Genomic DNA, 18637 nt, shown 5'->3' with positions numbered 1-18637 from the left:
TTGCCTGATGGTACCCTGCACATGAAGGCATGTGCAGGGTACCATCACACAACAAGAACAAACCCGATTATCAAAACCCGGAGCTTCACCCGATATGTCACGTCTGAACAGCGTTATCCGCCGCCTGCAAGCCCAACGCGATTGCCTGAACGCAGCCGCAGAAATGATCAAGGATCAGGACGGCATCGTGCTGGAAGTCGGGCTTGGCAACGGGCGCACATTCGATCATCTGCGTGAAATCATGCCCGATCGTGAAATCTATGTGTTTGATCGTCAGATCGCCGCCCATCCGAAATGCATTCCCGATGATGATCACCTGTTCCTTGGCGACATTTTCGAAACCCTGCCGATGGCGGTTGAACGTTTCAAAGGCAAGGTTGCCCTTGTGCATTCCGATGTTGGAACCGGCGACGAAGCCCTGAACGCCAAGATCGCAGCCTTTATCGGGCAGACCCTGCCACCCGCACTTAAGGTTGGCGCGATTGTCGCGTCCGATCAAAAGATCGACGTCCCGGGCACGATTGCCGAGCCGCTCCCCGAAGGTGTACCGCAAGATCGCTATTTCTTCCGGCGCTTTCAGGGGTAATAATCCCCCAACAGTTTGACTTGGCCGCTATTAAATTTGGCCAACACCATTCCACGATCAGGATGCCAAGCCGTGACCACCAGTAATGCCACATCGCCCAGCGGATCTCAGCTTTCCGAAGCACAGGATTTTCTGGCCAAGTACCCGGATGTCGAGGCCATCGATATTATCCTGACCGATTTCCATGGCATTGGTCGCGGCAAGATGATCCGTCGGCACGAACTGGAAGGCATTTATAAATCCGGGCGCGGCTTGCCGAGTTCCCTGTTCGGGCAGAATGTAACAGGCGAGGATGTGGATGATTGCGGTCTGGTACAGACCGGGGGTGGTGGCGATTGCCGTTGCTGGCCGGTACCCGGCACACTGGGTTACTTGCCCCATACCGGCCGCGGACAGCTTCTGATTGCCATGTATGAAGAAGATGGCAAGCCCCACGATGTTGACCCGCGCAACGTATTTGAAGCCCAGATCAAACGGGCCGAGAAACTTGGCTTCCACCCGATGGGGGCGTTCGAGCTGGAATTTTATCTGGTGGATCACACCCCGGATGCATCAGGTCTTTATCAACCTGCATCCTATGCGATGACCAAACGGCGCAGTACCCTTCGCAACACCATGTCGGTCGACGAGATTGATGAAATGTCGCCACTGTTTGATGCGATCTATGAAGGTGCGAAGCATCTTGATCTAACGCTGGAAACCCTGATTTCGGAATATGGGCCGGGTCAGTATGAAATGACCATTCGCTATCGCGAACTGATGCGCGCAGCCGATGACGTGATCATTGCCAAACGCCTGATCCGTACCTGTGCGCGTCGCTTCGGGCTTGAGGCTGTCTTCATGCCAAAACCGTTCGGCAACGAAGCCGGGTCGGGCATGCATCTGCATCTGTCGCTGGCAGATGAAAACGGCAACAACCTGTTTGCCGATCAGGCAGACGGATCTCTCAGTCCGCTGATGCTCAATGCCATTGGCGGCATTCGCGGCACAATCGGCGAAACCATGTTGCTCTTGGCCCCGTTCATGAATTCATGGCGTCGCTTTGCATCGGCCATGTATTCACCGGCCTCCGATGATTGGGGCGTTGAAAACCGCACCGTGGCGCTGCGCGTTCCGGGCACACCGGGCAAGACGCGCCATTTCGAACACCGCATTGCCGGTGTAGATGCCAACCCGTACCTTGTGGCCGCTGTGACCCTTGGCGCGGCCCTTGATGGCATTGAAAACAAAATCGATCCGGGCAAGCCCAGTAAAGACGAAATCGGCCACGCCAAGGCCCCGAACGATCTTCCGCGTCACTGGCTTGAAGCAATTGACCGGTTCGGCGCATCGGAGTTCAACAAACGCACCCTTGGACCACGTTTCCACACTGCCTTTACCAAGATCAAACAGGCCGAATACGAACATATGGCCCTGAAAGTATCGGCAGCCGAGTGGGAATATTACGCGTTTTCGGTCTAGACCGTTTATCCGCTTACCGACTTGCCATTGCCGTCAAATAAGCAATCACATCATGGATTTCGCCATCTGATAGCTGATCGTCGGTAAAGCCGTGCATCTGCATTTCGGGCCAATGGCGCACCGTTGCCGGATCGCGGATCAGCATGAAAAGCGCATCGGGCATGAAGTATTCGACCGGGTTCATCGGCAAATTCAAATCCGGGCCCAATTCCGTGATGCCCGCCCCGTTCATGCGGTGGCAGGCAAAGCACTGATCAATGAAGATGGTTTTGCCGTGCTTGGCATTTTCCGTGGCGTCCTCGGCCAATGCCAATTGCGGCCAGCGGGCGGTGGGGAACTCGGCATAACCGATTTTGGCCACCTGATAGGGCCATTGTTCGGATCGGATATTGGATGCCGGGCCATCAATCCAGACCACCGAAAACGGCCCGGCGGAAACGTTCTTGCCCGGCAGGTTCGGCCAAGGTGATGCTTCGGGTTCGATGGCAAGCCAGGCTTGTGCGCCTTCATCCCTGTCGCGCAGAACCAGCGGCACCGGAATATTGGCAACAAACCCGTCAAGCGCGATGACTTCAAGCCCGGTCTGATCATCGACCGCGCTTGCATCCCCGATCACTGCTGCCAGTGGCACCGCGCGATAGGTCATGTCCTGACCGTAACCGCCATCATTGGCAACTACGATGTCGCGCGCCTGCGGATGAGAAAGCAATTCATCGGTTTGATAAACCGAAACAACCCCGGATGGAGAGGTAAGCTGTAATTCTGCGGCCTGCGCCGTCACTGGCAGAAAAAGACATAACAGCACCCAAAGCGCATGTTTCCCATACGATTTCATACCCCTGCCCTCTGCTTTTATATTGTCCTGCAAACAGAGTAGCATAGTTGCGCAATTCAGTGATTTCTCAATCGCGTGGGGCGTTCATGACGCATGGCTGCCTTTCTTTGCCGCCCATTTCCTTGCCATCCTTGCACAATGGCGATATTCAGGTTCCAAACTGTCATTAACTTGCAATGCCGGGCCCCGCGACTTATCTCCGGCTTGCAAACAGGCGAGATGAGACGACGCCATGAATGAAATGATCACCATTGCCGAAGCTTCGGCGGACGCAATGTCGGAAATGCAGATTGATCCGACCCTTGATCTGGAAGCTGAGATTCAGCGCCTGAAAAAGGAAAAGAACGCGATCATTCTGGCCCATTACTATCAGGATGGGGAAATTCAGGACCTTGCCGACTTTGTTGGCGATAGTCTGGACTTGTCGCGCAAGGCTGCCGAAACCGATGCCGATGTTATCGTTTTCTGCGGCGTGCGTTTCATGGCCGAGGTTGCCAAAATCCTCAGCCCGAACAAAACCGTTCTGCTGCCGGATTCGAAAGCGGGTTGTTCGCTCGAAGATTCGTGCCAGCCCGAACCGTTCCGCAAATTCCGCGAACAACATCCTGATCACGTATCCATCACCTATATCAACTGCTCCGCAGAGGTGAAGGCCGCGTCCGATATTATCGTGACCTCGTCCAATGCGGCCGAGATCATTGATCAGATCCCGGCAGATCAGCCGATCCTGTGGGCACCGGACCGCCATCTTGGCACTTACCTTGCCAAGAAAACCGGCCGTGACATGACGCTTTGGAATGGCTCGTGCATCGTGCATGAACAGTTTTCCGAACGTGAACTGATCCGCCTCAAGACCCAGAACCCGGATGCCAAGATCGCAGCCCACCCGGAATGCCATGACGGTATTCTGAAACATGCCGATCACGTCGGTTCGACCCGTGCGATTCTGGAATATGTGATTAACGGCCCGGATCAGAAATATCTGATCGCGACCGAACCCCACATCATCCACCAGATGGAAAAGTCTGCCCCGCACAAGGAATTCATTCCGGTACCGGGTGCTGACGGATCATGCGCGTGCAATAACTGCCCGTTCATGGAGCTTAACACGCTTGAGAAGCTCTATCTGTGTCTGGTCAATAACGGTCCGCAGATCGTCATGCCCGAAGACCTGCGCATTGCAGCGGTCAAACCGCTTGAACGCATGCTTGAAATGTCAAAAAACATTCCGGTCAAAAAAGACACGGCGGCCTAAGCCAAACCTTCTCACAGCCCCGCAAATTTTGCGGGGCTGTTTGCCATTCCAATCGACCAAAAAGCGGCACGCATCATGACCGTACTGACCCAGGCTGAAATTTCGGAATTCATCGACCGCGCCTTTGCCGAGGATATCGGAACCGGCGACATCACATCTGATAACGTTGTGCCCGCCAATGCGCGCTTGCGTGTTGCCCTTGAAACCCGCGAGGATATTGTGGTTGCCGGGCTTGATATCGCCCTTGAATGTTTCCGCAAGCTGGTCCCCGATGCCAGGATTGAAAAGCATTGCGAAGACGGCGATGCTATTGCGGCCAAGGACGTTCTGGCCGTGGTCGAAGGCAACGCGCGCGGCATCCTGACCGCGGAACGTACCGCCCTTAATACCCTTCAGCATCTTTCGGGCATTGCCACCACCACGCGCACCTATGTTGCGGCGATGGGGGAAACATCGGCAAAGCTTCTTGATACCCGCAAAACACTGCCGGGTTGGCGCAAGATGGAAAAATACGCAACCCGCATGGGCGGTGCGCAGAACCACCGCATGGGCCTGTATGACGGGGTGATGATCAAGGATAACCATATCGGTGTTGTCGGATCGATCACCAAATGCGTCGAAGCAGCTCGTACCGCCAATCTGCCAAAAATCGAAGTCGAATGCGACACCCTTGATCAGGTGGCAGAGGCCACAACAGCCGGTGCTGACATCATCCTGCTTGATAATATGGGTCCGGATATGCTGCGCGAAGCAGTTGCGATCGTTGATGGCCGTTGCAAGACCGAGGCATCGGGTGGCGTCAACCTTCAGACCATAGGCGCGATTGCCGCCACCGGCGTTGATTACGTATCGGTTGGTCGTATCACCCAATCGGCCCCGGCGGTCGATATCGGGCTTGATGTGGCGATCCTGTGATCGCCTGATGGAAGATCGCGTCACAAATCCCCCGACCACCAAGGTCATCGAAACCGCGAACTGGATTTTGCGCGACGGCGATAAAATACTGTCCGTGCGCAGCCACGGCCGGGACAGGTTCTACCTGCCCGGCGGCAAGGTCGATCCGGGGGAAACGGCGCGTGATGCCATCATCCGTGAAGTCGCAGAGGAACTTGGTGTCACCCTGCTTGATGACAGCATCCGAAAGATCGGCACCTTTGCCGGGCGCGGACATAATCAGCCCGATGGCGCGATTGTCCGCATGACCTGTTTTAGTGCCGACTATCGCGGCACGCTTGCCCCGGCACACGAAATTGCCGAGCTGCGCTGGCTGAACCAGCGCGAGCGTGATCTGATGGCCCCGATGGGCCAAAAGATCACCGCTGCACTTTTCGATATTTAAACCCGGCTTTACCGCGGGGCATCCCCGTCCGGATCACCACCAGCATCGGGTATATCCCGGCTCGACGCATCCTGATCGCGCGAAATATCCTTGGCTGCCGACGGCGGCGTTGGCTGCTGATCGGCCCCGTGTTCGGTCCCGTCATCAACTGCCGGTGGCTCGTCTGATGCCAAGGGTTCCGACACAGGTTTGGATCGTGCTGATCCCTTGCCTGCATCGCGGATCGCATCGGTCAGTTTGTCGATATCGCGCAAATTAAGGTCACGCTGCGGGAACGGAATTTCGATACCTTCTTCCCGGAAACGCTGCACCAGTTCAAACCGAACCGAACTTGCAACGGCCATGACATCGCCGATATCGCGCAGGAAATACCGCAATTCGAAATCGAGCGAACTGGCGCCGAAATCCATAAAGACAACCTGTGGCGCCGGATAACTCAGAATTTCGCGGCGTTTGTCCGCCATTTCGAGAAGGATTTCGCGCACCTTGTCGACATCGGCCCCGTATGAAACACCAATCTTGATGATGCCACGGCCCGAGCGTTCCTTAAGTGTCCAGTTCAGAACCCGGTTGGAAATCAGTTCGGAGTTCGGAATGACAATGGAGGATCGGTCAAAGGTTTCGATCTCGGTCGCACGTACCCGGATGTCTTTGACAAGCCCCTGATCGGCGCCAACCACGATCCAGTCACCAACCTTGATCGGGCGTTCGACCAAAAGGATCAGGCCGGAAACGAAGTTGTTGACGATACTTTGCATGCCAAAACCGATACCGACCGAAATCGCACCGGCAATGATCGCAAGATTGGACAAATCCATCCCGGCCGCAGAAATCGCCAACAGCACCGCAAGGCAAATCCCGGCATAGCCAAAGATCGCCGAAACCGAATGTTGCAGCCCCTGATCCAGCTTGGTGTTGGGCAACACACGTGTGCTGAGCATCCGCTGGAAAAACCGCATCAGACCCAGAACAATCACAAACATCAGGGCCGCAAGCAGGATCGAACGCAGAGAGAAATGAATGCCGCCAACCTGAATACCAACAAAGGCCTGCTGAACCGCAAAAATCAAATCCGCCCAGGCAATGTCGGTAAAGATCATCACCGCCACCGGCACAGCGACGGTCACCATCACCACGTCAATCAACACCCGGAGCCAGAAATACAGCGTGCCGTGAACAGCATCGCTGGTTTTGCTTTCTTCGCTTGGCTCGGGACGGACCAGATATGTATGCATCAAAGCCCGGAAATAGCCACGCAGCAGCCAATAGCAGGTCAGAAATGCCAAGCCCATCATCAGGTTTTCAAGGATAAATCGCGCCAGCGCGACATAGCCCAAAACCATCAGAACCGGCATCAGAATGGCAATTGCTTTAAGCCCCCGGCGGCTTCGGCGTTCAAGTTTGGGCCAGAATTCATGCCGGTCCTGTTCGTCATGTACCCAGAAAACACCAAGCGATGACACAAACAGCAATACCGAGATCACCAGAACGTTGGTGATACTTTGCACAAGGGCAATTTCAAGCGACGTACCAAGCGTTGTTGCGCCCTGCAAAAGGATCATGTCCCAGGCAAAGATCACTGCAACGACAAGGGAGGATATTCCGACAATCCGCGCCCCGCGATCCGTTGTACCGGCTCGGCGCAAAGGTGGTGAAAATGGCGAATGCACGCTTCGGATGGCGGCGCCGACAAATAGCAGGAACAAAGCCGCCGCAAAGCATTGATGAATGAAATCCCCGATCGCACCGCTCAGCAAAACCTGTCGGGAATCAAGAACACCATAGGCCACCAGCAGGGCAAGGCCGGGGACCATTGCCGTGAACAGGAAGCGGGTTCCCGATATCAATGCCACCCGGTCCTGGTTTGGCATTTCCTTCCAGTGGGCCGGCATATAACGCAGCACAAGGACTTCGCCACCGATCAAAGCAGCGATGACAATAAAGGTCAAAAGCACCAGACCGGGCGCAATTTCCGTAAGCTCGTCGGCCGCCTGACCTTCAATTTCAAGGTTCGCATAGCGGGCCTGAACCATACTGGGCAGCTGGACAATTTCACCCCAGGCTGAAAGCCAGACACCGGGATCAAGTGGCACATCAACGCGGCCAAGAATCCTGCGGGTAAACCGTTCACGGGCAAGACCGGCCAATTGATCGGAGAGCTCGGTCGCACGGAAGTCAACCAGCTCAAGCTGTTTGATCACACCGGTCACACGGGCAATATCCTGACCGATCTTTTCACGTTCGCGGGCAACTGCGGGAACTTCTTCCTGCCCTTCTGCTGGTGGTTCACCGAGCTTGCCAAGGGCGGCTTTGAAACGCTTCAGACGTTCGTCGGCACGGTCATGCAAACTGCTGACACCAAGATGGATATTCTCAATCCTGTCGCGACCATCTGCAATGAAGCGGTTGGTCACCTCATCCCGGGCCATGATCTTTTCAAGATCATCAAGTGCACCGTCCCATTCCGATATCAGCGCCTGTGCATTTTCCAGTTCAACTTTCTGAACTGCGTCCTGTCCATTGCCATTGCCTTGCGCAGAGACATTTTGCGCAGCGATCATCGCAAACAGACAGATTGCAAAACCTGCGAACACGCGACGAAGAGTAGTCATGCCTGATGATCCATTTGATGCCCGATAAGCGGTATTTGACCGTTTTTCCCGATTTGTAAACAGGTTACACTGAAGATCATAACGAATCACCAAACGTTTCGTTCCAGAGATCTGGCAACAACACCGTCCTGAATTGTGCCCAATGCAGGCATGCGAGGAGCCCCCATGAGCAAAACCGCCCTTATCAACGCCTTTGAAATGAACCCGGATGGATCGGCAAACCCAATTGACTGGGCAACGCTTCAGGGTGGCCTTCCAACCATTGCCGAGGACAGGTTTTTATGGGTGCATCTTGACTGGATGGGTGAAGGGGTTCGGGAATGGCTGATTGATATCGCAGGCATTGATCCGACCATCGCCGACACACTTTCAACACGCGGCACACGACCATCTGTATTCTTTTACGATCCGGGCTATACGCTGAACCTGCGCGGGGTCAATCTGAACGCGGAAAACGATCCGGCTGACATGATTTCGGTTCGCTTCTGGATCACCAATAATATGGTAATCACCCTTCGCAACCAGTCGCTTAAGGCATTTGATGACATCCGGGCAATGATTGCGCGCAACGATGCCCCGCGCAGCATTGATGATTTCGTCCTGACCATTGCCGAGCGGCTGGCCTTCCGTGTGGAAAACATCGTGCGCGGCATCGAAGAAGAGGTCGAAACCATCGAAGATGACCAGGAAAACGTCGCAGAAGGCAAAACATTACCGCTGCGCAAACGCGGTTCGGACATCCGTCATCAGCTTTCGCGTCTGCGCCGCCATCTTGCCCCGCAACGCGATGCCCTTGCCAATTTTGTCGAACAGAAACCGACATGGTCAGACAAACGCTTTAAACGTCGTGCCCGGGCCCTGACCGATAAAACCGTCCGGCTGGTCGAAGAATTTGATTCCCTGCGCGAACGCATCCAGATCGTGAATGAACATCTGATGGCGATCGACACCGAACAGATGAACCGCACCATGTATTGGCTGACGGTGATTGCCGGCTTGTTCCTGCCAATCAGTTTTGTCACCGGCTTGCTGGGCATCAATGTCGGCGGTATCCCGGCCGCCGACAACCCGCTTGGCTTTGCCACCGTGGTGGTAATCCTGACGGCAATCACTGCATTTGAAATCTGGTTGTTCAAGAAAATGCGCCTGATCTGACGCGCGCACGCATCCAGTCTGCAAGATCAAAGAAGCAGCAATGCAAAGGCCCTTGTTGCATTGCGATGCTTCTTGGCGCTATGACATTGGCCGTTGATCTGATTTCTTTCACTGCATCCGAGACTTGTTGATGACCGACGGCCCGCTTTCCCGTTATCGCGCGAAAATCACCAATGGTGAGCTGTCTCATGACCCGATGCAGGAATTATGCGCAGAAAAGCTGCAAAGCCTTAAGAACGCGCTTGCCCATTATGAACCGGCAACCGGAACTGGTGGCTGGCGCGAACGGTTTGGCCTGACGCGCCGCCGCGATGAACCGACCCCGCCGCTGGGACTTTATATTTACGGCGAAGTCGGACGTGGCAAATCCATGTTGATGGACCTGTTTTATGAAACCATCGACATTGAAAAAAAGCGTCGCGTGCATTTCCACGATTTCATGCAGGATGTGCATGAACGGATGCACCGTTTCCGCCAAACCAAGAAAAAGGACGATGCCGACCCAATCCCGCCAATTGCCAAGGATCTGGCCGATGGCGCCTGGCTTCTGTGCTTTGACGAAATGCAGGTCACCGATATCACCGATGCGATGATCCTTGGCCGGTTGTTCGAACATCTGTTTGAACATGGTGTGGTGATTGTGACCACGTCCAACCGTGTGCCCGACGACCTTTACAAGGACGGGCTACAGCGCCAGAACTTCCTGCCATTCATTGACATGATCAAGCGCAAGCTTGATGTGCTTGAACTGGCAAGTCCGACCGATTACCGCATGCGCAACCTGACCGCAGCCGATGTTTATCTGTACCCAACGGCCCGCGAAGAGGCGGTTGCAAAAATCGACGAGATGTTTGCAACCCTGACCGAAGGGGCCCGCGTCGCACCGGACAGCCTGACCGTCAAAGGCCGCAAGATCGAAATTTCGGCCGCGGGTGCCGGTGTCGCCAAATTCAGCTTTGATGAATTATGCACCCGTCCGCTGGGTCCGGGGGATTACATTGCCCTTGCCACCCATTTCCATACGATTGTCATCGACTTCATTCCGAAATTGCCGGATTCACGCCGCGACTGGGCCAAGCGTTTCGGAACCCTGATCGATGCCATGTATGAACATAAAACCAAGCTGATCTGTGCGATTGAATGCGACCCGAACGATATTTATACCGACGGGGATTATTCGTTCGAGTTCCAGCGTACCGTGTCGCGCTTGACCGAAATGCGCAGCCAGGAATATCTCGATATGGCGCATTTGACCTGATTTTACCTGTCTAACGGCTGGTCTGTATCCTGTCATTGCGACATGTCAAAAACGACTCCACCCATCAGAGTTTAAATCCGCCGCAACAATTCGCCATATGGTCGCGCATCATCGGGTGATTCTTGCGTGAGGCATGTCACAAACGCACAATCGCGCAAATTTCATCGTATTAGCGTTTTTTCGAATACGTGCACACCGCATGGCAGATGGGCATTTCCTGCAATGCTTGGGCGGTTCCGGATGGATCACACGCCCGAATTCGCAGCAAACGCGCAGACTGCCTTTCCTTTAGGCAGGCCGCAATCGCAAACAGGCTTTGGTTTTGCTGCGCATCCATCCGCCTTCGCAATCGCAACATGACCGGTTTTTAAGCGTTTAGACCATAGTTGCAATAAACCCCGAACCGGCGGTTTTCCTCGTGAAAACAGCGGGGTTTCCCCTTGTAAATCACAACGATTCAGTTTACGACACTCGGTGTTTACGAACGAATATTTCGCGTTCGCAGGTTTAAATTTTCAATCGCGCTCCCAAGTTGAGTTTCGACCCCCAGGAAGCGTAATAGGGAAGAAGGTAACGGAATGGCCCGCAACAAGATCGCGCTCGTCGGTGCTGGCAACATTGGTGGCACCCTTGCTCACCTCGTCGGCCTGAAAGAGCTTGGCGACGTCGTCCTTTTCGACATCGTTGATGGAATGCCACAGGGCAAGTCGCTTGACATTGCTGAATCCTCCCCCGTCGACATGTTTGATGCCGACCTCAAGGGTACCAGTGACTATAAAGACATCGCAGGCGCTGATGTTGTTATCGTCACCGCAGGTGTAGCTCGTAAACCGGGCATGAGCCGTGATGACCTCATCGGCATCAACACCAAAGTCATGACCCAGGTTGGTCAGGGCATCAAAGAACATGCACCGAATGCATTCGTCATCGTCATCACCAACCCGCTTGATGCAATGGTTTGGGTGATGCAGCAGGCAACCGGCTTCGATCCGAAGAAAGTTGTCGGCATGGCTGGCGTTCTGGACTCGGCACGTTTCCGTTACTTCCTCGCAGAAGAATTCAAAGTATCGGTCAAAGACGTTACCGCATTCGTTCTTGGCGGACACGGCGACACCATGGTCCCGTCCATCCGTTATTCGACCGTTGCCGGTATCCCGGTTCCTGACCTGATCAAAATGGGTTGGACCACGCAGGAGAAAATCGACGAGATCGTTCAGCGCACCCGTGATGGCGGCGCCGAGATCGTTGCTCTTCTGAAAACCGGTTCTGCTTTCTACGCACCGGCTGCTTCGGCAGTTGCAATGGCTGAAAGCTACCTGAAAGACCAGAAACGCGTCATGCCGGTTGCTGCTTATCTGAGCGGCGAATACGGCGTTGATGGCATTTACGTCGGTGTCCCGGTTGTTCTGGGTGCTGGCGGTGTTGAGCGTATCGTCGAGATCAATCTTGACGAGTCCGAAAAAGCAAACTTCGACAATTCCGTGAACGCAGTTCGCGGTCTCGTTGAAGCTGCTAAGGGCATGCTCTAAGAACGCGAAGCGGGCTGGTCAGTGACCGGCCCGTTTTTCAATCATTGTTGTTTTTATAACTTCAGTGATCGCGGGCCTCGCATACAAAGTCCCTCCCGCAAGTTACGGGGACATTGAAATCCCGATTTCTGACCCACAGGAAATCGTACGGAAGGCAAGAAAGCGACCGAACATGAATATTCATGAGTACCAGGCGAAAGAAATTCTTCGCAAATACGGTGTGACCGTGCCGAATGGCAAAGTTGCATATACCGCTCAGGAAGCCATTGAAGCTGCCCAGTCCCAGGCTGGTCCGGTTTACGTGGTAAAGTCCCAGATCCATGCAGGTGGCCGCGGTAAAGGCACCTTCAAGGAAGCCAAAGCAGGCGATAAAGGCGGCGTTCGCGTTGTCAAAAGCGTCGAAGAAGTTGGCGCCAACGCTGAACAGATGCTCGGTTCGACCCTGGTGACCCACCAGACCGGTCCGGAAGGCAAAGAAGTCAAACGCGTTTACATCGAAGAAGGCTGCGATATCGCACGCGAACTGTATCTTTCGGTTCTCGTCGACCGCGCTTGCTCGCGCGTGATCTTCATGGCTTCGACCGAAGGCGGTATGGACATTGAAGAAGTTGCAGAAGCAACCCCGGAAAAGATCGTCACCGTTGACATCGATCCGGCTGCTGGCTTCTCGGGCTTCCATGGCCGTAAACTGGCATTCGCACTTGGCCTCGAAGGCAAGCAGGTTTCCAAAGCTGTCAAATTCATGTCGGCAATGTACCAGTGCTTCCTCGACACCGATGCAGCCATGGTCGAGATCAACCCGCTGGTCGTGACCGGCGAAGGCGATATCATCGCTCTCGATTGCAAAATGAACTTCGACGACAACGCGCTGTTCCGTCATCCGGACATCGAAAACCTGCGCGACGAAGACGAAGAAAACCCGGCTGAACTTGAAGCTGCAAAACACAGCCTCAACTACATCAAGCTCGATGGCACCATCGGCTGCATGGTTAACGGCGCAGGCCTTGCCATGGCAACCATGGACATCATCAAGCTTTATGGTGGTGCACCGGCAAACTTCCTTGACGTTGGTGGCGGCGCAACCAAAGAACGCGTTACCACTGCCTTCAAACTGATCCTGTCTGATCCGAATGTCGAAGGCATCCTGGTCAACATCTTTGGTGGCATCATGCGTTGTGACGTGATTGCAGACGGCGTTGTGGCAGCTGCCCGCGAAGTCAGCCTGAACGTTCCGCTGGTTGTTCGCCTTGAAGGTACGAATGTCGAACTTGGCAAGAAGATCCTCGAAGAATCGGGTCTGCCGATTGTTTCGGCTGACAACCTTGCCGATGCCGCCGAGAAGGTGGTCAAAGCTGTGAAGGAGGCCGCGTAACTATGGCTGTTCTCGTCGATAAAAACACCAAAGTTATCTGCCAGGGTTTCACTGGTTCGCAGGGTACCTTCCACAGCGAACAGGCAATTGCCTATGGCACCAAGATGGTTGGTGGTGTTACCCCGGGTAAAGGCGGCACCAAGCACCTTGACCTTCCGGTCTTCAACACCGTTGCCGAAGCGAAACACGTTACCGAAGCAAATGCTTCTGTAATCTATGTTCCGCCGCCCTTCGCAGCAGACGCAATTCTCGAAGCCATCGATGCCAAAATCGAACTGGCTGTCTGCATCACCGAAGGTATTCCGGTTGCTGACATGGTTCGCGTCAAGCGCGCGCTCGAAGGTTCTTCGACCCGCCTGATCGGTCCGAACTGCCCGGGTATCATTACCCCGGACGAATGCAAAATCGGCATCATGCCGGGTCACATTCACCGTCGCGGGAAAATCGGTATCGTTTCGCGTTCCGGCACGCTCACCTACGAAGCAGTTGCACAGACCACGGCCGCTGGCCTTGGTCAGTCGACCTGTATCGGTATCGGTGGTGACCCGGTTAACGGCACCAACTTCATCGACTGCCTCGACCTGTTCCTGAAGGATCCGGAAACCGAAGGCATCATCATGATCGGTGAAATCGGTGGTTCGGCCGAGGAAGAAGCATGTGAATTCCTGCAGGCTTCCAAAGTCAAGAAACCGGTTGCTGGCTTCATCGCCGGTGTTACCGCACCTCCGGGTAAACGCATGGGCCATGCCGGTGCGATCATCTCGGGTGGCAAAGGCACCGCGGATGCGAAAATGGAAGCTATGCGCAGCGCTGGCGTTCTTGTTGCCGATTCCCCGGCAAGCCTCGGCTCGACCATGCTGAAGGCTTTGAAGGGCTAATCTGGGTAGTCAGAGGAAAGGCAAGGGGGGGCGTGGTCCTGTCTTGGGGACCATGCCTTCCGACCACAAATGAAACCTCAAGATCTCGACACGATTCTTAACGAGTCGAACGCAACCTACATCGCTCAAATCTATGCCCGGTATCTGGAGAACCCGTCTGCGGTTGACCAGAGCTGGGCTGAGTTTTTTGACGGGTTGCAGGACGACGCCTCCGAACTTCTCGCAGAAATGCGCGGGCCGAGCTGGCAGCCACGGGAAACCAAGGTTGTTGGCGGCATGGAGGGATACGACGTCTCACAGGGACATGCCGAACGTCCGGCCCAGGTGGCCTACGCACCGGCAGCCCTCGCAGCACCAGCAGCTGGCCCGGTAAATACCGACGCCATTCGCTCTGCTGCCAATGATTCCATTCGCGCCCTGATGCTGATCCGTTCGTACCGTGTACGCGGCCATCTCGAAGCGAATCTCGATCCGCTGGGCCTTGCCCCGCGTGAACCGCACCCGGAACTTGATCCGAAGACCTATGGCTTCACCGAAGCCGACATGGACCGCCCGATTTTCATCGCGAACGTTCTGGGTCTTGAAACCGCGACCATCCGCCAGATCGTTTCGCTGGCGCGCAAAACCTATTGCGGGTCGATCGGTATCGAATTCATGCACATTCAGGAACCTGAACAGAAGTCATGGATTCAGCAGCGGATCGAAAGCATCGGCAACCAGACGCAGTTTACTGCACGCGGCAAGGAAGCCATCCTTGAGCGCCTGGTCGAAGCCGAAGGCTTTGAAAACTATCTGCATACCAAATATGTCGGCACCAAACGTTTCGGCGTAGACGGTGGCGAAGCCCTGATCCCGGCCCTCGAACAGATCCTCAAACGCGGCAGCCAGCTTGGCATCCGTGAGGTTGTCTTCGGGATGCCGCACCGTGGTCGTCTGAACGTTCTTGCCAACGTCATGAGCAAGCCGTTCCGCGCGATCTTCTCGGAATTCATGGGCAACCCGTCCAAGCCGGACGACGTGATGGGCTCGGGTGACGTTAAGTATCACCTTGGTACATCTGCCGACCGTGAGTTTGACGGCAACGTCGTTCACCTTTCGCTGACGGCAAACCCGTCGCACCTCGAAGCGGTGAACACTGTTGTCCTTGGTAAGGTCCGCGCCAAGCAGTCCCAGCGCAAAGACACCAATCGCGAGCAGGTTATGGGTATCCTCCTGCACGGTGATGCTGCCTTTGCCGGTCAGGGCCTTGTCGCAGAAACCTTCGATCTGTCGCACCTCAAAGGTTATCGTACCGGTGGTACGATCCACTTTGTTGTGAACAACCAGATCGGTTTCACGACCAAGCCGACCGATTCCCGTTCTTCGCCTTATTGCTCGGACATTGCCAAAGTCGTTCAGGCCCCGATCCTGCACGTCAATGGTGACGATCCCGAAGCAGTGGTTCATGCGGCCCGCATCGCGACCGAATTCCGTCAGGAATTCAAACAGGACGTCGTTATCGACATGTTCTGCTATCGCCGCTTTGGCCACAATGAAAGCGACGAGCCGGCCTTCACCCAGCCGATTATGTATGACGTGATCGGTAAACATCCGACCACCAAAGACCTCTATGCACAGCAGCTGGTGAAGGAAGGCCTTCTGACCGAAGAACGCGCCAAGGCACTGGACAAGTCGTTCCAGGATTACCTTGATGAAGAGTTCAAGGCATCGGAAAGCTATCGCCCGAACAAGGCTGACTGGCTTGAAGGCAAATGGTCAGGTCTTGCATCCTCGCATGGCGAAGATGCCGACTGGATCGGAAAAACCGGCGTTGACGACGACCTATTGCAGGAAGTCGGCCGTGCCCTGTCGACCCCGCCAAGTGACTTCGACATTAACCGCAAAATCCTTCGTCAGTTGAAGGCCAAAGCGAAGATGTTCGAAACCGGCGAAGGTATTGATTGGGCGACCGCCGAAGCATTGGCGTTCGGTACGCTGATGTGCGAAGGCACCCCGGTCCGTCTTTCGGGTCAGGATTGCCAGCGCGGTACCTTCTCGCAGCGTCATGCCAAACTGGTCGACCAGACCTCCGAGGCAAAATACACCCCGCTCAACAACATCCGTACCGGTCAGGCCGAGCTTGAAGTTCTCAACTCGCCGCTGTCCGAAGCCGGTGTTCTGGGCTTTGAATACGGGATCACCCTTGCAGAACCGCACTCGCTGGTTCTCTGGGAAGCCCAGTTCGGTGATTTTGCCAACGGTGCACAAGTCATCATTGACCAGTTCATCAGCTCGGGCGAAGCCAAATGGCTGCGTATGTCGGGTCTGGTGATGTTGCTGCCGCACGGTTACGAAGGCCAGGGTCCGGAACACAGCTCCGCCCGCCTGGAACGTTACCTGCAGCTTTGTGGTGAAAATAACATGCAGGTGGCGAACTGTACGACACCGGCAAACTATTACCACATCCTGCGCCGTCAGATCCGCCGCTCGTTCCGCAAGCCGCTGGTTCTGATGACGCCGAAGTCGCTTCTGCGTCACAAGCAGTGTGTGTCGAACCTGTCCGAGTTTGCGGCTGGTACGACCTTCAAGCCTGTGATCGAGGAAACCGGCAAGCTGGTAGACGGCAACAAGGTCAAACGCGTCGTTCTGTCGTCGGGCAAGGTCTATTACGATCTTCTCGCCGAGCGCGAAAACCGTGGCATCGAAGATGTTGCGCTTGTGCGTGTCGAACAGCTTTATCCGTGGCCGGAAAAAGAACTGGCAACGGAACTGGCCAAATATCCGAATGCTGATGTCGTATGGTGTCAGGAAGAATCAGAGAACATGGGTTCCTGGTACTTCGTCGATCGTCGTATCGAAGCCACCCTGTCGAACATCTCGCATAAGGCGGGTCGTCCGGTTTATGTCGGTCGCGCAGCATCTGCTTCGCCGGCAACGGGTCTTCTGAAGGCCCACCTGCGCGAGCAGGCTGATCTGGTCGACGCGGCACTTAGCGTAAAATAACTTTTCCGGACGGGCGAGAAATCGCCCGTCCGATCTGTTCATTTGAATTCATTCGCATCATGGCAGACCCACACTGCCTGATTGAAAAAACGGTCGAGGAAAAAATGGCGACTGAAGTTAAAGTTCCCGCGCTGGGCGAGTCTGTATCTGAAGCCACGGTGGCAAAATGGTACAAAAAAGTCGGTGATGCTGTTGCAGCCGATGAACCGATTGTCGAACTTGAAACCGACAAAGTGACCGTTGAAGTCAACGCACCGGTTGCCGGCGCGATTGCTGAACTGGTTGTTGGTGAAGGCGACGAAGTCGAAGTTGGCGCCCTGATCGCCATGATCAACGAAGGTGCTGCTGGTTCTGTTGCTGCTGCTCCGGCAGAAGCAAAAGCAGAAGCTGCACCGGCCAAGGAAGAGAAAGCGGCTCCTGCTGCTGCTCCGGCACCTGCTGCTGCCCCGGCCGCTGCAACCACTGCAAATACTGACCATCCGCTGCCGCCGGCAGTTCGCAAACTGGTCGAAGACAACAACCTGAACCCGGCAGTCATTCCGGCATCTGGCAAAGATGGCCGTCTGACCAAGGGTGACGTCATGAACTATCTTGCTGGTGGTGCACCGGCACCGCGTGCGGCTGCACCGGTTGCTGCGGCTCCGGCTGCTCCGAAGCCGGAACGCGCACTGCGTGATGGTGAAGAGCGCGTCAAAATGTCCAAGCTGCGCCAGACCATTGCGCGCCGCCTGAAAGAAGCCCAGAACACTGCGGCCATGCTGACCACTTATAACGAAGTGGACATGACCAACCTTCTGGCTTGCCGTAACCAGTACAAAGACGGTTTCGAGAAGAAACACGGTGTGAAGCTCGGCTTCATGTCCTTCTTCATCAAAGCCTGCACCACGGCACTGAAAGAATGGCCGGCTGTTAACGCCGAAATCGACGGCAACAGCTTCATTTACAAAAACTACTGCGACATCGGCGTTGCCGTTGGCACCCCGCAGGGTCTTGTTGTTCCGGTTATCCGTTCGGCAGAAGAAAAAACCTTTGCTGATCTGGAAAGCACCATTGTCGATTTCGGCAAACGTGCACGTGACGGCAAACTCGGCATGGACGAAATGACCGGCGGTTCCTTCACCATCTCCAACGGTGGTGTATTCGGATCCCTGCTGTCTTCGCCGATCCTGAACGCACCGCAGTCCGGTATTCTCGGCATGCACAAAACCCAGATGCGCCCGGTCGCAATCGACGGCAAAGTCGAAATCCGTCCGATGATGTATCTGGCACTGTCCTATGACCACCGTATCATCGACGGCCGCGAAGCTGTGTCGTTCCTGGTACGCGTCAAGGAATGCATCGAGAACCCGGAACGCATCCTGCTCGACATCTGATC

General features: G+C 55.1%; 14 protein-coding genes. 12 read left to right on the top strand and 2 right to left on the bottom strand.

Features of this window, described 5'->3' with window-relative positions:
* Positions 1 to 94 precede the first annotated feature (94 nt).
* A complete protein-coding gene (locus TH19_RS08655; RefSeq protein ID WP_114101948.1) occupies positions 95 to 586 on the top strand; it encodes a class I SAM-dependent methyltransferase in 492 nt (163 codons plus the stop codon).
* 72 nt (positions 587 to 658) lie between these two features.
* Positions 659 to 2047, top strand: coding sequence for a glutamine synthetase family protein (locus TH19_RS08650; protein WP_114101947.1), 1389 nt, complete (start codon positions 659 to 661; stop codon positions 2045 to 2047).
* A 13-nt stretch (positions 2048 to 2060) separates the two neighbouring features.
* Here TH19_RS08650 and TH19_RS08645 read toward each other — a convergent pair whose 3' ends face one another.
* Entirely contained in the window at positions 2061 to 2882 is an 822-nt protein-coding gene (locus tag TH19_RS08645) for a c-type cytochrome (protein ID WP_181846366.1), read from the bottom strand.
* A 232-nt stretch (positions 2883 to 3114) separates the two neighbouring features.
* Between TH19_RS08645 and nadA the strand changes: the two genes are divergently transcribed.
* From nadA to TH19_RS08630, 3 genes are all read left to right on the top strand, one after another.
* Complete coding sequence (gene nadA / locus TH19_RS08640; RefSeq protein WP_220151716.1) at positions 3115 to 4137, top strand: quinolinate synthase NadA; 1023 nt, start codon at positions 3115 to 3117, stop codon at positions 4135 to 4137.
* A gap of 75 nt (positions 4138 to 4212) precedes the next feature.
* On the top strand, positions 4213 to 5052 hold the full coding sequence (nadC, locus tag TH19_RS08635) for a carboxylating nicotinate-nucleotide diphosphorylase (RefSeq protein WP_114101945.1): 840 nt from the start codon (positions 4213 to 4215) through the stop codon (positions 5050 to 5052).
* A gap of 7 nt (positions 5053 to 5059) precedes the next feature.
* Complete coding sequence (locus tag TH19_RS08630; RefSeq protein ID WP_114102168.1) at positions 5060 to 5476, top strand: NUDIX hydrolase; 417 nt, start codon at positions 5060 to 5062, stop codon at positions 5474 to 5476.
* 8 nt (positions 5477 to 5484) lie between these two features.
* Here TH19_RS08630 and TH19_RS08625 read toward each other — a convergent pair whose 3' ends face one another.
* Positions 5485 to 8088, bottom strand: a complete 2604-nt coding sequence (locus TH19_RS08625; protein ID WP_114102167.1) for a DUF3772 domain-containing protein — start codon at positions 8086 to 8088, stop codon at positions 5485 to 5487.
* 165 nt (positions 8089 to 8253) lie between these two features.
* On the opposite strand from TH19_RS08625, the gene TH19_RS08620 reads away from it, so the two are divergent.
* The 7 genes from TH19_RS08620 to odhB all read left to right on the top strand — a co-directional run bounded on the left by TH19_RS08620 (position 8254) and on the right by odhB (position 18635).
* Positions 8254 to 9243, top strand: coding sequence for a CorA family divalent cation transporter (locus TH19_RS08620; RefSeq protein WP_114101944.1), 990 nt, complete (start codon positions 8254 to 8256; stop codon positions 9241 to 9243).
* A gap of 130 nt (positions 9244 to 9373) precedes the next feature.
* Entirely contained in the window at positions 9374 to 10501 is a 1128-nt protein-coding gene (zapE, locus tag TH19_RS08615) for a cell division protein ZapE (RefSeq protein WP_114101943.1), read from the top strand.
* A gap of 578 nt (positions 10502 to 11079) precedes the next feature.
* The gene (mdh, locus tag TH19_RS08610) at positions 11080 to 12030 is read left to right on the top strand and encodes a malate dehydrogenase (protein WP_114097006.1); all 951 of its coding nucleotides are present in this window, start codon (positions 11080 to 11082) and stop codon (positions 12028 to 12030) included.
* Between the two features lie 142 nt (positions 12031 to 12172).
* Positions 12173 to 13402: an ADP-forming succinate--CoA ligase subunit beta gene (gene sucC, locus TH19_RS08605; protein ID WP_228196313.1), complete on the top strand. Its 1230-nt coding sequence runs from the start codon at positions 12173 to 12175 to the stop codon at positions 13400 to 13402.
* Positions 13403 to 13404: 2 nt separating this feature from the next.
* Positions 13405 to 14280 carry a succinate--CoA ligase subunit alpha gene (sucD, locus tag TH19_RS08600; RefSeq protein ID WP_114101942.1) on the top strand — a complete coding sequence of 292 codons (876 nt, stop codon included), beginning with the start codon at positions 13405 to 13407 and terminating at the stop codon, positions 14278 to 14280.
* Between the two features lie 69 nt (positions 14281 to 14349).
* Positions 14350 to 17262 (top strand): 2-oxoglutarate dehydrogenase E1 component, encoded by a 2913-nt coding sequence (locus TH19_RS08595; RefSeq protein ID WP_114101941.1) that lies wholly within the window; start codon positions 14350 to 14352, stop codon positions 17260 to 17262.
* Positions 17263 to 17366: 104 nt separating this feature from the next.
* Positions 17367 to 18635 (top strand): 2-oxoglutarate dehydrogenase complex dihydrolipoyllysine-residue succinyltransferase, encoded by a 1269-nt coding sequence (odhB, locus tag TH19_RS08590; RefSeq protein WP_114102166.1) that lies wholly within the window; start codon positions 17367 to 17369, stop codon positions 18633 to 18635.
* The last annotated feature ends 2 nt before the right edge of the window (positions 18636 to 18637 follow it).

Origin of the sequence: Thalassospira profundimaris (assembly GCF_003326675.1) — a bacterium.
Classification (GTDB): domain Bacteria; phylum Pseudomonadota; class Alphaproteobacteria; order Rhodospirillales; family Thalassospiraceae; genus Thalassospira; species Thalassospira aquimaris.
This window is presented reverse-complemented; position numbering and strand designations above follow the sequence as displayed.

Excerpts from the sequence above, each read along its gene's own strand:
- TH19_RS08655 (WP_114101948.1), top strand. The coding sequence starts at position 95 with ATGTCACGTCTGAACAGCGTTATCCGCCGCCTGCAAGCCCAACGCGAT.
- TH19_RS08595 (WP_114101941.1), top strand. The coding sequence starts at position 14,350 with ATGAAACCTCAAGATCTCGACACGATTCTTAACGAGTCGAACGCAACC.
- zapE (WP_114101943.1), top strand. The coding sequence starts at position 9,374 with ATGACCGACGGCCCGCTTTCCCGTTATCGCGCGAAAATCACCAATGGT.
- TH19_RS08625 (WP_114102167.1), bottom strand. The coding sequence starts at position 8,088 with ATGACTACTCTTCGTCGCGTGTTCGCAGGTTTTGCAATCTGTCTGTTT.
- TH19_RS08630 (WP_114102168.1), top strand. The coding sequence starts at position 5,060 with ATGGAAGATCGCGTCACAAATCCCCCGACCACCAAGGTCATCGAAACC.
- nadC (WP_114101945.1), top strand. The coding sequence starts at position 4,213 with ATGACCGTACTGACCCAGGCTGAAATTTCGGAATTCATCGACCGCGCC.
- odhB (WP_114102166.1), top strand. The coding sequence starts at position 17,367 with ATGGCGACTGAAGTTAAAGTTCCCGCGCTGGGCGAGTCTGTATCTGAA.
- nadA (WP_220151716.1), top strand. The coding sequence starts at position 3,115 with ATGAATGAAATGATCACCATTGCCGAAGCTTCGGCGGACGCAATGTCG.
- sucD (WP_114101942.1), top strand. The coding sequence starts at position 13,405 with ATGGCTGTTCTCGTCGATAAAAACACCAAAGTTATCTGCCAGGGTTTC.
- TH19_RS08645 (WP_181846366.1), bottom strand. The coding sequence starts at position 2,882 with ATGAAATCGTATGGGAAACATGCGCTTTGGGTGCTGTTATGTCTTTTT.
- TH19_RS08620 (WP_114101944.1), top strand. The coding sequence starts at position 8,254 with ATGAGCAAAACCGCCCTTATCAACGCCTTTGAAATGAACCCGGATGGA.
- mdh (WP_114097006.1), top strand. The coding sequence starts at position 11,080 with ATGGCCCGCAACAAGATCGCGCTCGTCGGTGCTGGCAACATTGGTGGC.